Here is a 13,637-nt window from a genome sequence, read left to right as displayed (position 1 = left end):
AATATTTGCTTCCTGGATAATAATTAAAAACAATAACTTAGCGGCAATTGGGCACCCACATACAGTACCAAAGGTACCTGTTCTCAGGATGACAGGTACCTGATTCCGGGGCCAATGGAACCTGATTCCGGGAAAACGAGCGCCGATTCTCGGGATGAGGCTAATAATCGGATTTCAGGCTCTAATGTGGGTTGGCGTCCCGGGTTTAGAGAGGCGCTCGTCTCTGAATTCCAGGGTAGAAATCAAAGTTTCTGGGGATAACTAGATTGCGGTGAAGTTTAAGTACCCGTCTACAGGATCGGGGCCATCCTGTATTTGGGCACCCAAATGGGATTGATCGATAGGTACCTTTCATGCCACAACTTGGAAAACGAGCAGTCAGGCAGAATCATGCCCGATACCCAAATAGATATGGATCATCTCTCAGGTGCATTGCGCCGGGAAACTGTGAAAAAGAATGTCGCTGCCATCCACATCAGCGGCAAGCTGACGTTATTGCAACGCAAACTGTCCAACGTTCTTTTGCTTAATGCGTACGATGCGCTGACATCCGCGCCAACGCACACCATAGACGCGCGGACGCTGGCGATGATGGTCGGATACAATTCCAACGACTTTGATACTCTGCGAGCCAGTCTCAGAGCGTTGGCTGAAACTGTTGCCGAGTGGGACATGCTGGACGAACAAGGACGCCAGGAATGGGGAGTCTCATCGCTGTTGAGTTTTGCTAAGCTCAAGAACGGGGTCTGCGAATATGCCTATTCTCATGCATTGGCTCAAAAACTGTACGATCCAAAAATCTATGCCCTGATCAATGTGCATATTCAGCGCAATTTCAGTTCCGGCCATGGGTTGGCGCTGTATGAAAACTGTTATCGTTTTGTGCGTACCGGATCGACTGGCTGGTGGGCGCTGGGTGTTTTTCGAAAACTGATGGGAGTGGAGGGCAGCGACTATTATGCGAGTTTCAAGCACCTCAATGCCAAGATCATCAAGCCAGCCGTAGCTGAAGTGAACAAGAGTTCGGACATTCTGATCGAACCTGAATTCCGCAAAAAAGGTCGCTCAGTGACGGATATCCGTTTTGCCATCAAACGTAATCCGCAAATGGCGATGTTTGAAATCGACGACAGTGACGGCGTCCGCAATATGGATGTCTACAAGTCGTTGCGCGATCAGGGTGTGTCGGATCGGTTGGCGCGCCAATGGATTGCAGAGCATGGCGAGGAATATGTTCAACAGAAACTGGACTTTGTAACGGGGCAGGGGGATGTGAAATCGACGGTTGGCTACCTGTCAGCCGCACTGCGCGACGACTATCAGACTCCTGGTAAAGAGGCCGCACCAGAGCCGAGCCCGGATGTTCTTGCTGCGGCCCGGCAACGCGAGGCCGAGAAAGCGCAGGCGGACTTGGCCTTTGCGGAGCGTGCGGCCGAACGCGCAGAGCGGGCGCGCCGGTTGTCAATTGTGGAAGAATTGGTTTCGCGGCGAAACCCCACGCAACGAGACGCGGACAAACGATTGTTCATGTCAGGTTTGAGTGAAGAGCTTGACCGTGAACATTTCCGTGCTCATGGCTGGCGGTCAGGATTGAACGCATCTGCGATTTTTGAGTTCTGGGAAGAGCTAGAGCCAGATGCGTTCCACTGACTAGGAGCCCCAGGCAACTGGTGGCAAAACGTCAGATGAACCGATGGCGCACTTCGGCTTCGGCAAAATCGGCACTTTTGGCTGTTGTTGATTTGGTCGTCGCGACCTGAGTTGATAGATTTGCACCAGAATTAACACCTATGCCTGCACAGATTGGGCCACCCCGCGCCAGTACGAGAAAGCAATAATCCGCACAATTATCCCAGCAAATCCGTTGCCGGATTCTCGGCAATTTCGACTTCATCATAGTATTTCTGAGCTTGTTCAACAGAGCGGTGCAGGGATAGGCGCATGACGGTCTGAATCGGAGCGCCGTAGCGTGCTACCTAGGTCAGGAAGCCCGAACGCAGCCCGTAAGGGGTAGCGAAATTTTGCGGAAGCACAGCCAATGCAAGACGACGTTTGATGATCTGTTAAATCGCATCCGGGGACAGACGGCGTTTCAGAACATGGTCGGCTTTTGAAATCGGGCGGAATAGCGGGGGCATCGTAGGTCCCGCCAACCTTGATCCAGTGCAGCTGCGTCAGCGCGGGGCGGCTCTTAAGCACCAAAAGTGGCGTCTCTTCCTGCTGGGTTGTCATGGTCTTCAGTAGAGACATCCAGACCAACCCTACTTTTTCAAATTCTTTCAGCGACACATCTTCGCACATCAGATCAGAGATCTTCGACCGCCGTCATCCACCGTTGGCCCAGCCAAACATCAAGATCGCCCGGTCCCGGCAATCTCGGTGCGCGCCGCGGCAGATGGCCAACAGTTGCTGCAGCACATCACGCGCAATCGTATGGGTCGATTTCGGGGAAGGGGGCTAGGCGGCGCGCCTTGGCGCGGGCCTATTTTCACCTGCGGCGCGTCAAACAACAAGGGGAGCTTCTTCATCTCGTAGAAGGCTTGCCAGGAAGCGATGTGCCGGTCCAGGGATGCGGGGGCCGGGCAGGCGAGGGTTTCGCGCAGGCCTTTCCCAATAGGTGTCTTCGCGGTCTCGTCCTGTTCGGACCAGTCGGGCGCCTTGTTGAACCGGGCGGATTCCCAAGCGGTGATGTAAAGCAGATCGCGCTCATGGGCGCGTAGCGTGTTTTCGGGCGTGCCTGGCACTTTGCGGTCAGTAAGCGTTGCTTGATCCGTCGTTGAGTGAGTAGGGGAGCGGGTGGGAAGATAAGGGGATGGCGGCTTCATGGGCAACATCCCGCGCGCATTTCTCGCCAAAATCATTCACAAGTGATAAGCGAAATTTATCGCGTATAATTGTGATTTGAAGATATCGCAAATGTAACGATCAAAATGGTCAATTTTTGCGCATAAGACGGGTAGGGGGTTTGCAAAGCGTCGAAATCGGGAGGTCGTGAGGTTGGATCTGTTGCAAACTTTGACGGATCTGTCGCAAAGTTTTGACCATTGACCTTAGTGGCTTTAGCGCCTGTGTGGCGAACGGCATTATCCAGATTAAGGTTGGTCTATGATTTCTTTCAAATGAGCGCAGTATCCGAAGGATGTGATCCTGTTCGCGGTCTTCTTTTACGTCCGCTACGGTGTTTCCTATCGAGACCTGGAAGAAATCATGGCCGAGCGCGGCGTATCGGTAGATCACAAAACGTTGAACCGGTGGGTGACACGGTATTCGAGCGCGATCGTTGAAACAGCGCGCCGTCGAAAGGCGCTATGTGATCGTCCATGCGCCAAGACTTCAGAGTGCCCCGCTTAATCAATTGCGCGCGCGCTGCAATCAGCGACGAATATTTCACAACCCACCTGTTGAGTGTTGCGTGGTCAACTTGCACACCGCGCTCCGCCATGATCTCCTTGAGGTCTCGGTAAGACACCGTGTACCTCAGATAGAAGTAGACAGCGTACAAAACCGCTTCCTTCGCGAAGTGGCAGCCTTTCAATGAAATCATGTTGAAACCTATTAGTGCCATCATCCCGCGAAACAAATTCGGAACTCGCACTCTAATCAACCTAACTCCAAAGTTTGCGACACAGCCAGCCTCTGTCTACATCCGTGACGCCTTTAACACGGTGGCCTCACCTCAGACAGGGGGGTCAAAAGTTTGCGACAAAGCCCCTGTTCCGGCCTGAGGAACACGCAATTTAGGCCGATGGAGACCGCGCGCGACGATCCTGATACAATTGGGGCGGGAGGACACCGTGGATCAGGTTGTTTCCAATTGGCTAGCATCGCTCGGGCTTGAAAAGTACGGGGAAGTTTTTGCGTCGAATGAAATTGATTTTGAGGCTCTGCATCATCTGACGGAAGACGACCTGCGAGAGATGGAAATTCCGATTGGTCCTCGCAAGAAGATTTTGCACGCGAAACCGCTCCTAATTACTTCAGGCCAGCCCGATGGCGCTGAATACGGATCAGCTGAAACTGCGGAACGGCGCCAACTGACCGTGCTGTTTTGTGATTTGGTCGGGTCGACGGCGCTATCGTCGCGGTTGGACGCAGAAGATATGCACGACGCTCTGACACGTTTTCACGAATGCATTGCCACCACGATTGCGCATCACGGCGGGTATGTCGCGAACTATCTCGGAGATGGTGTGTTGGCGTATTTCGGATGGCCACGCGCGTCGGAAGATCAGACCGCGCAAGGCGTTCGCGCCGCCTTGGCATCACTGGAGGAGGTGGCGGATATCCAACTCCCGATTGGTTTGCCCCTTACCGCAAGAGCTGGCATCGCAACAGGTGATGTTGTCATTGGCGACATCGAGAATGAAACATCGCACCAAAATGCTGCCATTTCTGGCGAGACGCCAAATCTGGCAGCACGCCTTCAAGCCATTGCAGTACCCGGACAATTGGTCGTTGATGAAACAACAGCCACAATTGTTTCGGGTCTGTTTACGCTGGCTGACCTCGGGCAAGTGGACCTGAAAGGCCTGCCGCAAAAAGTGCCCGCCCATCGGGTCGACCAAGAGGTGGTTCCGGAGAGCCGGTTTGATGCGTTTCAAACTGGTCAATCCGCACCGTTCATTGGCAGGGCGGTCGAAATGGCTTTGTTGAGAGACCGATGGGACGTCGCTACCAGCGGGGAGGGACAAGTTGTTGTGCTGCGTGGTGAACCCGGCATTGGAAAAAGCCGTTTGAGCCAAAAACTTCTTCACGCGATTGAAGACGAGCAACATATCCGGCTGCGCTATCAATGTTCAGCGCACCATACTCATTCTGCGTTTTATCCCATTCTGCGCCAGCTGGAGCATGCGGCCAACATTGAGATGTCAGATTCCTCAGATGTAAAACTAGAGAAATTGGAAGGTTTATTCGAAGCTTCTGGGGACAAAAACACAAAGGCTGCCGCAGTGATCGCACAGGCGATGGGGTTGCCCGCAAATGGGTGCAAATCCCAGGCGATGTCCCCGGAACGTCAAAAGGCGGCGACCATTCGAGTGCTGTTAGATCAAATGATCGCATTGGCGGAGACTGCTCCGTTGCTATTCGTTGTGGAGGACGCGCACTGGATCGATCCAACAAGCCTCGGGGTGTTTGAGCGGATTGTGCATTTTGCCGAAGACCTCCCCGTCATGCTGCTGATGACTGCGCGCCCGGAATTTCGCACGCCTTGGCCTATTGAAGGGCACTGCTCCGAACTCACGCTCACCAAACTCCCAAAACGCCAGTGTGCTGATCTGATCCGGCGCCTCACCACGGCGCGCAGCGCGGACGGTGCAGTCATCGACACAATTGTTGCCCGGTCGGGGGGCATACCGCTTTTTGCCGAAGAATTGGCGCGGGTCGTGCGGACAAAAGCGTCTTCCGCACCCATGGACATTCCGGCTAATCTCAAGGCGCTGCTGACGGCGCGGTTGGACAGCGCAACGCCTGCAGCGCGAGAAATCGCCCATGTAGGCTCAATACTCGGGCGCGCATTCAATCGGCAGGCGGCAAAACCACTTTGCGATCTCACCGAGCAGGCTTTTGATTCCGCATTAAGAGAATTGATCGATCTTGGACTTGTTGCGGAGAAAGGTAGCGGTGAACGCGGCCTGCTGGCGTTCCGGCACGCTTTGATCGAAGAGGCGGCTTATGCAGCACAGCTCAAAAAAACGCGTCGTGCGTTGCATCAGCGATTTGCCGACTGGTTGATAAAGAATGATCTGGAGAAAGTGCGGGTCGAGCCGGAGGTCGTAGCGCATCATCTGGTCCAATCGGGGAACCCCTCCCAGGCATTGCCATACCTGCACGTCGCCGCGCGTCGCGCCAGCGGTCAATGTTCGTATTTGGAGGCCATCGCCCATCTGACGTCCGGCCTGGATATCATTGCGGCTTCAGAGGATCACAAGACCCGCGCAAAATGGGAAGTACCGTTGCTCACGGGGCTTGGCACCGCGCGTATGGCGTTGTGGGGCTATGCGGACAAAGAGGCGGGGAACCTGTTTTCGAAGGCATTGCAACTTTGCGGCGAAGATGCCGACAAGGATGTGCGCTTCAAAATTCTATGGAACCTTTGGCTGAACAGTCAGATGTCAGCAAGCTTGCCCAAAATCGACCGCATGATTCAGGCGATGTCAGGGGTTGTTGAAACTTCGCCGTCAGAGGAACACTATCTGCAATTCAACCACGCGGGATGGACGTCTAGTTTTTCGCGCGGAGACTTGTGCTCGGCGCGCGCCTATCTGGCCAAGGGGCTGCCGATTTATTCCCCGGAGAAACACCACCAATGTGCGCTGCATTATGCCGGGCATGATCCCGGCGTTTGTGGGCGAAGTCATTCATATTTCCTCAGGTGTCTGGAGGGTGACGTTGAGGGTGGGCGGGCCGACGCCAGAATCGCAATCGAACTGGCCGAGAGCCTTGGTCATGAAAATACTCTGACCACGACATACGCTTTTGCAGCGCTCGGAGGTTTCTTTGAACGCGATTATCGGAGCGCACACCAGCGATCACAGGATGCGCTGACCTTTGCAGAAAAATATGGGCCCTGGCATTTTGAAGTGATTGCCCGATGTGTTGAAGCTTGGGCCGCCGGTTGTTTGGAGCAAGATGACGACGCGCCCGGCACCATTGAAGAGCTTATCAAGGCTTCAATTGCGCGTGGTTCCGTGCTGCGTACGCCTTTCATGGAACTCATGCTGGCGGACCTGCTTCAGCAGAGAGGCGCTTGGAGTGAATCGGTTGCCGCAGCAAACCGCGCACTTAAGAAAATGCAGCAATATCATGCCGGAGCCCTGACTGCGGAGGCTCATCGCATGCGCGGCGTTGGGCTGGCGGGTCTAGGCCAGATTGTTCAGGCTGAGGCGTCTTTGAAATCGGCGCTGGACTTCTCAAACCAACAAGGGGCCAACCTCTTGAGCTTGCGCGCGGCTGTGTCGCTAACACGAATCCGCCAGAAAACTGAAGCAAAGCCCCCGCCCACAGAACTCGTAGCATCATGCCTAGCTAGAGTGAAAAACGCCGACGCTGCCATTGATGTTAGAGAAGCCACGGCATTATTGCAAAAAAGCTGAAGCATGATGCCGGAGCACGATCAAACACTCGTCTAATCGAGCTTATTGACTGGCATCGCCTTTCCCAATCATGCTCAAACAAGTTGGCAATCACACTAATTCCACTCGAACCCGCTGTCACGGTACCCTTAATTTTTGGACTGTATCATCAATTACCGGATTGTGCTCTTAAATCCCGTGCGGTGTGTGCTGTGGAAAAGCTGTGTTGCGGCCTGTCGTGAACAGGGCAATTGGCCCATTTATTCCTTCGACTTGTGAATGTGCGATCACTTCGCGGTGAAACTGTGCATCCATCCTGCTCACATCTCCGAAGTAAAGCATGCCTTTTTGCCAAGCGATGCTGAGGTTCAGTGGGCGCAGCATGTTCTAAACGCTGCTGACGGCGCTGCGATCGTCGATGGCGAAATGGTAGACGAGCCAGTGCGCATCCGAGCCCGCGCCATTCTGGCCGCGAAGTTTACCGATACGGAACAAGGAAACTGACTAAAACGCATCGGAAGTTTCGAAACAACTCGGGCCATCATAACGGGGATCGCCAGGTTGATTGTTAAGCACTGAGGATTGTGGTCGCACCGTTGGCAAAAAGATTGCCGAGCAATGCATAAATAGTTAGCAATGGGGTTTCCTCGCTTATCACCTTCTGAATAACAGGGAGTGACTGGAGTAGGATGAATATTGAGGGGCGGCACTTGCCGGGCCGCCTCTCAACCCGTTACCGATATAGCTAAAGTTGCAGGTAGTTATTGATTGGACCCAGCCATCACCTGCTCCATGACGTTTTCAAGATTGAAGCTGCCCGGTGTTTGGCGCGGCGGGAATTCTTCAAAGCTTTTTAACCACTGACTTACGTAAGCCGACGCCGGGGCTATGACATACATGCGTTCGGCTGCCCAGCGGACATAGCCCATGGCGTTCTCTTCTTTCGCGCGTTCAAAGGGATCCATGCGCAGATTGGTAAGCGCTGGAAAACGCAGAACTTTGAAGGGCTCGGACCAGACGTCGAAGCCATGGGCTTCCTGCACGAGGAAATTGATCTTCCAATCTCCCCGGCGCAGGGCAGCTACGCTGCCATCATCCGTCCAGTAGAGAAATTCATTGCGGGGCCAGCCTGCCTCACCGCGCAATGCCGGACCAAGGTCATAACCGTCTAGATGGACTTTGTACTCCCGCTCGCCGATGGTCATACCTTCCAGAAGCTGGTTCTTGACCTCAGTCTGGCCTGCGGCTCCTGCGAGGGTGGCAAACATATCTGTGTGCGATCCGATCTCGTTAATGATCGTGCCCGGCTCGGTCACTTTGGGCCACCGGATCAAAGTGGGAACGCGGAACCCGCCTTCCCATTGAGTGTTCTTCTCACCGCGGAACATCGTTGTCCCGCCGTCAGGCCAGGTGAAAGTCTCGGCACCGTTGTCAGTGGAATACATAACGATTGTGTTGTCGGCGATGCCCAACTCATCAAGCTTGTCGAGCAATTGGCCCACGTGGCCGTCATGCTCGACCATGCCGTCGGCATAGATTCCGTACCCCGTGACCCCTTCGCTCTCGTCCTTGAGATGGGTGAATACATGCATCCGCGTGGAGTTCCACCAGACGAAGAATGGCTCATTTTTCTCGTGGGCCGTCTCCATGAAGTCGAGCGCCACTTCAAGTGTCTCTTCATCCACGGTTGCCATGCGCTCGCGTGTCAGCGGGCCAGTGTCGACAATCTCGCCACCTGCTTCCGAACGGATCACCCCGCGCGGGCCGAAGACATCGACGAAACGCTGCCCGTCGGCCATGACCAGATCCCGTGGGTAGTCGATATTCTCAGGTTCTTCTTCGGCATTGAGGTGATAGAGGTTTCCAAAGAAAACGTCGAACCCATGATTGGTGGGTAGATGCTCGTCGCGGTCGCCAAGATGGTTTTTGCCGAACTGACCCGTCACATAGCCCTGGGCGCCCAGCACCGTGGCGATTGTGGGATCCCGTTCGTCCATACCTTCGGGCGCGCCAGGTAAACCCACTTTGGTCAGGCCAGAACGTATCGGCGATTGACCGGTAACGAAAGCGGCCCGGCCGGCGGTGCAACTCTGTTCTCCATACCAATCGGTGAACATTGCACCTTGTGCCGCGAGACGGTCGATGTTGGGGGTTCGATATCCCATAATGCCGTTGTTGTAGGCACTGATGTTGAACTGGCCGATATCGTCTCCCCAAATCACCAGAATATTTGGCGGTTGATCCTGCGCGAACCCTGGCAGTGCCGAGGCAGAAAACGCAATGCTGGAAAAAACCACTGTGCGGAGAGAATTTACGCTTCTTAAAAATCTCATTTTTGGCTTCCCTGATAGATAAACTACCTTACTATGGTAGGCGTTGTTTGACCCGTGCGCTTACCATTTCCGGCCAAGTCGCTTCGGGCTTTGCAGGGTTCTGAGACACAAAACCTACGAGAGTCGACATGACGCGATTTGCATCTGTCCAGGCATCCGTGGCTGAGCCATTCTTTACTGCAGCGCCGTTGCACTTCACTTTTCTCGAACGGCTTGCGGAAGAAAGCGGCCTGCCTGGCTCGATAGTGTCCGAGCCAAGTGGGATCATATCGCTGCACGCCGCCGAGCGTTTTATGGTGAAGCTGGATAAATGCCTTATGCACCCGGTGTTTTTCATAGAGACACTGCGATTGGCGTCCCCGCCCAAAGATAATTCGGTAGCAAACATTGAATTGCCTTGTGCGTTAACTGGCCTTGAAGCCGTACAAAGCGTGGCAAGCTGCATCTCCTCCGTCTTGTATGGCGCGGGTTTTATTACAGAGCGGGATGGCCAGCGCATCTGGCTCTTGCGCACTGCGTCAACCACAGATTGGACAGATCGATGGGCTGTTCAGCAATACAATCTAGAAGTTGGACGGCAGGCGGTGGCCAGTGTTCTGGGTCGAACGCTGCAACCAGTTGCGCTGCGTCTTAATCATATCGTCGGTAGAAAAAAGTTGCCCGAGGATTTGCTAGACTTGCCGATTGAGTTGAGCAAGTCCACCATGGGCTTGGCCTTCGATTTGAAAGACTTGCAGCCGCGGAAGGGTAGTCTGTTTGTCAGTACATCAACGGAGAATAGCAAAAGCGACTTGCGGGAAGTTGGTTCGGTCGTTCTGCGCAGATGCGTCGAGAACTATCTGTCCACAACAGCGCCAGAGACGCTGTCGCACACGGTCTCAAAGGCATTTGGTTTAAGCGAGCGTTCTTATCGCCGTTACTTGCGCACTTTGGGTGTCAGCCATCGTCAGATTGTCTCGGACGCCCGTCTGTCGAAGGCAGAACGGATGCTCTCAGATTCCACTATTCCAATCACCGAGATCGCCTTCGAGCTTGGTTACGCCTATTCATCCGCTTTCACGCGGTTCTTTGCCCATCGCACCGGCACTACGCCACTAGAATATCGCAGACATATTTTGAGTTGATGAACTGCTCGTAATGGAGAGCGACAACAACAAGATGGAAAAAGGGCGACTTGTCACGTTCAACATGTTTTCAAAATCGAATAACGTTCGCTGGCGCGGCTTAAGAACTGGAAGGGCCGCTTGAGGGCTACGACGCAAATCTTGCGCAACGTTGAATGATTTCAAGGCTTGAGCGGATTATCCGGCAATTCGTGCAAACTGCCGGGTTGTGTCGCAATCTTTTGGAAGGATCAGCGACGGCTGTATACTGGACACATTTATTCTGCAAACCCTTGAAGGTAATCATGAACTGTCCGCCGGATGGTAGACATGGCCGGCTCTGTCGCAAACTCTTTAGTCTGTCTGTCGATCTGATCGATGGTCTGGTATGGGATTGCCCAAAGCAGAGGGCGGCAGGTCGTGGCAATTTCATTCAAAGGCGCGCATTTTCCAAAGGACTTGATCTTGCACGCGGTGTTTTTCTATCTGCGATACGGTGTGTCATATCGCGATCTTGAAGAGATCATGGCCGAGCGTGGCGTATCGGTCGATCACGCGACATTGAACCGTTGGATCATCAAATTCGCGCCTCTGGTCGCGGAACGAGCACGTCGTCAGAAGCGGGACTGCGATCGATCTTGGCGATAGGACGAAACATATATACGCGTCAAAGGGAAATGGGTCTATCTGTACCGCTCAGTCGACAAACATGGAAAGACCCTTGATTTCATGCTTTCCAAGCGCAGAAACAAAGCTGCGGCGACCAAGTTCTTTGCTCGCGCACTCGAAGTGAACGGGCTGGCATTCGATGTGAGCGAGGATCTGGTGGGCGGCTCGGCCTACGACGTCCATGGCGTGCCGCTGTCGGACGAGACGATGGCCAAGGCGCAGGAGGCAGACGCGGTTCTGCTGGGCGCGGTGGGTGGGCCGAAATACGACGACCTGGACTTCAGCGTCAAACCCGAGCGTGGCCTGCTGCGCCTGCGCAAGGAGATGGATCTGTTCTCCAACCTGCGCCCGGCCCAGTGCTTCGACGCGCTGGCCGATTTCTCGTCGCTGAAAAAAGACGTGGTCGCCGGGCTTGACATCATGATCGTGCGCGAACTGACCTCGGGAGTCTATTTCGGCGAGCCGCGCGGTATCTTCGAGGAAGGCAAAAAACGCGTCGGCATCAATACCCAGCGCTACACGGAATCCGAAATCGAACGCGTCGCCCGCTCGGCCTTCGAACTGGCGATGCGCCGGAACAAGAAGCTGTGCTCGATGGAAAAGGCCAACGTGATGGAATCGGGCATCCTCTGGCGCGAGGTGGTGACCCACGTCGGCAAGGATTATCCCGAAGTGCAGCTCAGCCACATGTATGCCGACAACGGTGCCATGCAGCTTGTGCGCGCGCCGAAGCAGTTCGACGTCATCCTGACCGACAACCTGTTCGGCGACCTGCTGTCGGATTGCGCCGCGATGCTGACCGGTTCCTTGGGAATGCTGCCCTCGGCCAGCCTCGGCGCGCCGATGGCCGATGGCCGCCCCAAGGCGCTCTATGAACCGGTTCATGGCTCGGCCCCCGACATTGCCGGCCAGGGCAAGGCAAATCCCATCGCCTGCATCCTGAGTTTCGCCATGGCGCTGCGCTACAGCTTCGATCAGGGCGCCGAGGCGGACCGCCTGGAAGCCGCGATCGAACAAGTTCTGGCCGACGGCGTGCGCACGGGCTACCTGCTGGCGGAAGAGGGCGTCAAGCCTGTTTCCACCGCGCAGATGGGCGACGCCATCGTGGCGGCGCTGGACGCAAGCCTCTGAAGGCATTCTGATGAGCGTAACAGGACCGCCTCAGGTTTCCGGCAGAAAGGCTTGCACGTTCTTCAGGCTGCGCAGCACGAAACTCGATCTCGTGTGGCGGATCCCGGGAACCCGGTAAAGCTTACGACGAAGAAATTCCTCGTAACCGCGGGTGCCATTCACCGCGACCTTGATCAGATAATCGTACTCGCCCGTCGTCAGATGAACTTCCAGCACTTCGGGCATCCGTTCCATCGTGGTGCCGAAGGCTTCGAGGATGTCATCGTCGTGCCGGTCCAACACCACCTCGATCATCACGGTTTCGGATGCGCCGAGTTTTCCCTGATCGAGTATCGCGCGATAGCTGGTGATCACGCCCTCTTTCTCGAGCCGCCGCACCCGTTGCCAGCACGGACTCGGCGACAGGCCGATCTTTTGCGCGAGTTGCGTGTTTGAGATGCGCCCGTCTTCGGCGAGCGTTTGCAAGATTCTTCGGTCGAATTGGTCGAGAATTTCATTATGCACAGTAGACTCTTTCTAAGAATCAATATTTGACAAAATAATAATTCGCAAAAATCTTTATGGCGAGATAATGAGAAAGAAAATTTTGGGGCATGCAGGATAAGACTCTGCCAACAGGAGGCGGAGAGAGATGAACAAACGGTTCTACTGTTCAGACCCTATGAATACCGCCTGCCGGGTCATGGATCTTGCGCGACGCATGGGGTTGGCCATTGAGGCTCTGCAGTTCGAAAAGAGGGGTGAAGAGTACTATGAACTGAAGTTCGAGATGACCGAACTGGAAACGCAGCGCGCGGCCAGTTTTGAGCAGCGGATCAGCCTTTTCGAAGACTGGCTACGGGAACCTGCGCATGTCTGACGAATGAGACCCGTACCTGCATGTTCCTGAACCGGCTCTGTTGCAAAGTTTTGACCATTGGCGGTCATGGATGTAGCGAGCGATTAGCTCTCTGTACTTCAAGGTCGAAGGTCTGGTCATGATTTCTTTCAAAGGCGCACAATATCCAAAGAGCGTTATTCTGTTCGCGGTGTTCTTCTATGTCCGCTACAGTGTTTCATACCGGGATTTGGAAGAGATCATGGCTGAGCGAGGCGTCGCAGTGAATCACACCACGCTCAGGCTCTGGGTTACACGATATGCAGGCGCAATCGCTGAAGCGGCGCGTCGTCGCAAGGGACCGTGCCACCGCTCTTGGAGAATGGATGAAACGTATATCAAAGTGAAAAGCACGTGGGTCTATCTCTATCGCGCCGTAGATAAGCACGGCAAAACCCTGGATTTCATGTTGTCTGAGCGCCGGAATAAAGCCGCTGCGACGAAGATCTTC

At 54.6% G+C, this 13,637-nt stretch carries 9 protein-coding genes and 3 pseudogenes; 8 read left to right on the top strand and 4 right to left on the bottom strand.

The genetic code is table 11. The annotated features are described in order from the left end of the window. Positions 1-390 precede the first annotated feature (390 nt). Positions 391-1,650: a replication initiation protein gene (locus AC2TCY_RS22040; RefSeq protein ID WP_480850781.1), complete on the top strand. Its 1,260-nt coding sequence runs from the start codon at positions 391-393 to the stop codon at positions 1,648-1,650. A 701-nt stretch (positions 1,651-2,351) separates the two neighbouring features. On the opposite strand, the gene AC2TCY_RS22035 is transcribed toward AC2TCY_RS22040, so the two are convergent. After that, positions 2,352-2,825, bottom strand: a complete 474-nt coding sequence (locus AC2TCY_RS22035) for a hypothetical protein (protein WP_480850780.1) — start codon at positions 2,823-2,825, stop codon at positions 2,352-2,354. A 316-nt stretch (positions 2,826-3,141) separates the two neighbouring features. Here AC2TCY_RS22035 and AC2TCY_RS22030 point away from each other — a divergent pair. Then, positions 3,142-3,318: pseudogene (locus tag AC2TCY_RS22030) on the top strand (IS6 family transposase); the annotation flags it as partial. Here AC2TCY_RS22030 and AC2TCY_RS22025 read toward each other — a convergent pair. Beyond that, a pseudogene (locus AC2TCY_RS22025) lies at positions 3,314-3,544 on the bottom strand (IS6 family transposase); the annotation flags it as partial. The pseudogenes AC2TCY_RS22030 and AC2TCY_RS22025 overlap by 5 nt on opposite strands. Before the next feature lie 250 nt (positions 3,545-3,794). Between AC2TCY_RS22025 and AC2TCY_RS22020 the strand changes: the two are divergent. Together AC2TCY_RS22020 and AC2TCY_RS22015 are read left to right on the top strand one after the other, a co-directional pair. Then, complete coding sequence (locus AC2TCY_RS22020; protein WP_480850778.1) at positions 3,795-7,094, top strand: adenylate/guanylate cyclase domain-containing protein; 3,300 nt, start codon at positions 3,795-3,797, stop codon at positions 7,092-7,094. Between the two features lie 258 nt (positions 7,095-7,352). Further along, on the top strand, positions 7,353-7,577 hold the full coding sequence (locus tag AC2TCY_RS22015) for a hypothetical protein (RefSeq protein WP_480850776.1): 225 nt from the start codon (positions 7,353-7,355) through the stop codon (positions 7,575-7,577). 257 nt (positions 7,578-7,834) lie between these two features. Here the strand turns inward: AC2TCY_RS22015 and AC2TCY_RS22010 are convergent, their stop codons facing one another. Next, positions 7,835-9,406: an arylsulfatase gene (locus AC2TCY_RS22010; RefSeq protein ID WP_480850774.1), complete on the bottom strand. Its 1,572-nt coding sequence runs from the start codon at positions 9,404-9,406 to the stop codon at positions 7,835-7,837. Between the two features lie 128 nt (positions 9,407-9,534). Between AC2TCY_RS22010 and AC2TCY_RS22005 the strand changes: the two genes are divergently transcribed. Both AC2TCY_RS22005 and leuB read left to right on the top strand, forming a co-directional pair. Further along, on the top strand, positions 9,535-10,530 hold the full coding sequence (locus AC2TCY_RS22005) for a helix-turn-helix domain-containing protein (protein ID WP_480850773.1): 996 nt from the start codon (positions 9,535-9,537) through the stop codon (positions 10,528-10,530). Positions 10,531-10,929: 399 nt separating this feature from the next. Further along, positions 10,930-12,309: pseudogene (leuB, locus tag AC2TCY_RS22000) on the top strand (3-isopropylmalate dehydrogenase). A gap of 30 nt (positions 12,310-12,339) precedes the next feature. Here leuB and AC2TCY_RS21995 read toward each other — a convergent pair. Further along, complete coding sequence (locus tag AC2TCY_RS21995) at positions 12,340-12,813, bottom strand: Lrp/AsnC family transcriptional regulator (protein WP_480850772.1); 474 nt, start codon at positions 12,811-12,813, stop codon at positions 12,340-12,342. A gap of 127 nt (positions 12,814-12,940) precedes the next feature. On the opposite strand from AC2TCY_RS21995, the gene AC2TCY_RS21990 reads away from it, so the two are divergent. Both AC2TCY_RS21990 and AC2TCY_RS21985 read left to right on the top strand, forming a co-directional pair. Beyond that, complete coding sequence (locus AC2TCY_RS21990; protein WP_480850770.1) at positions 12,941-13,168, top strand: hypothetical protein; 228 nt, start codon at positions 12,941-12,943, stop codon at positions 13,166-13,168. Between the two features lie 118 nt (positions 13,169-13,286). Next, positions 13,287-13,637 (top strand): IS6 family transposase (locus tag AC2TCY_RS21985; RefSeq protein WP_480850768.1); only part of this gene is annotated, 351 nt, incomplete at its 3' end.

It is taken from the genome of Ruegeria sp. HKCCD7181 (assembly GCF_057221055.1).
Note: the sequence above shows the minus strand (reverse complement) of the source record. Positions and strands in the feature narration are given on the sequence as shown.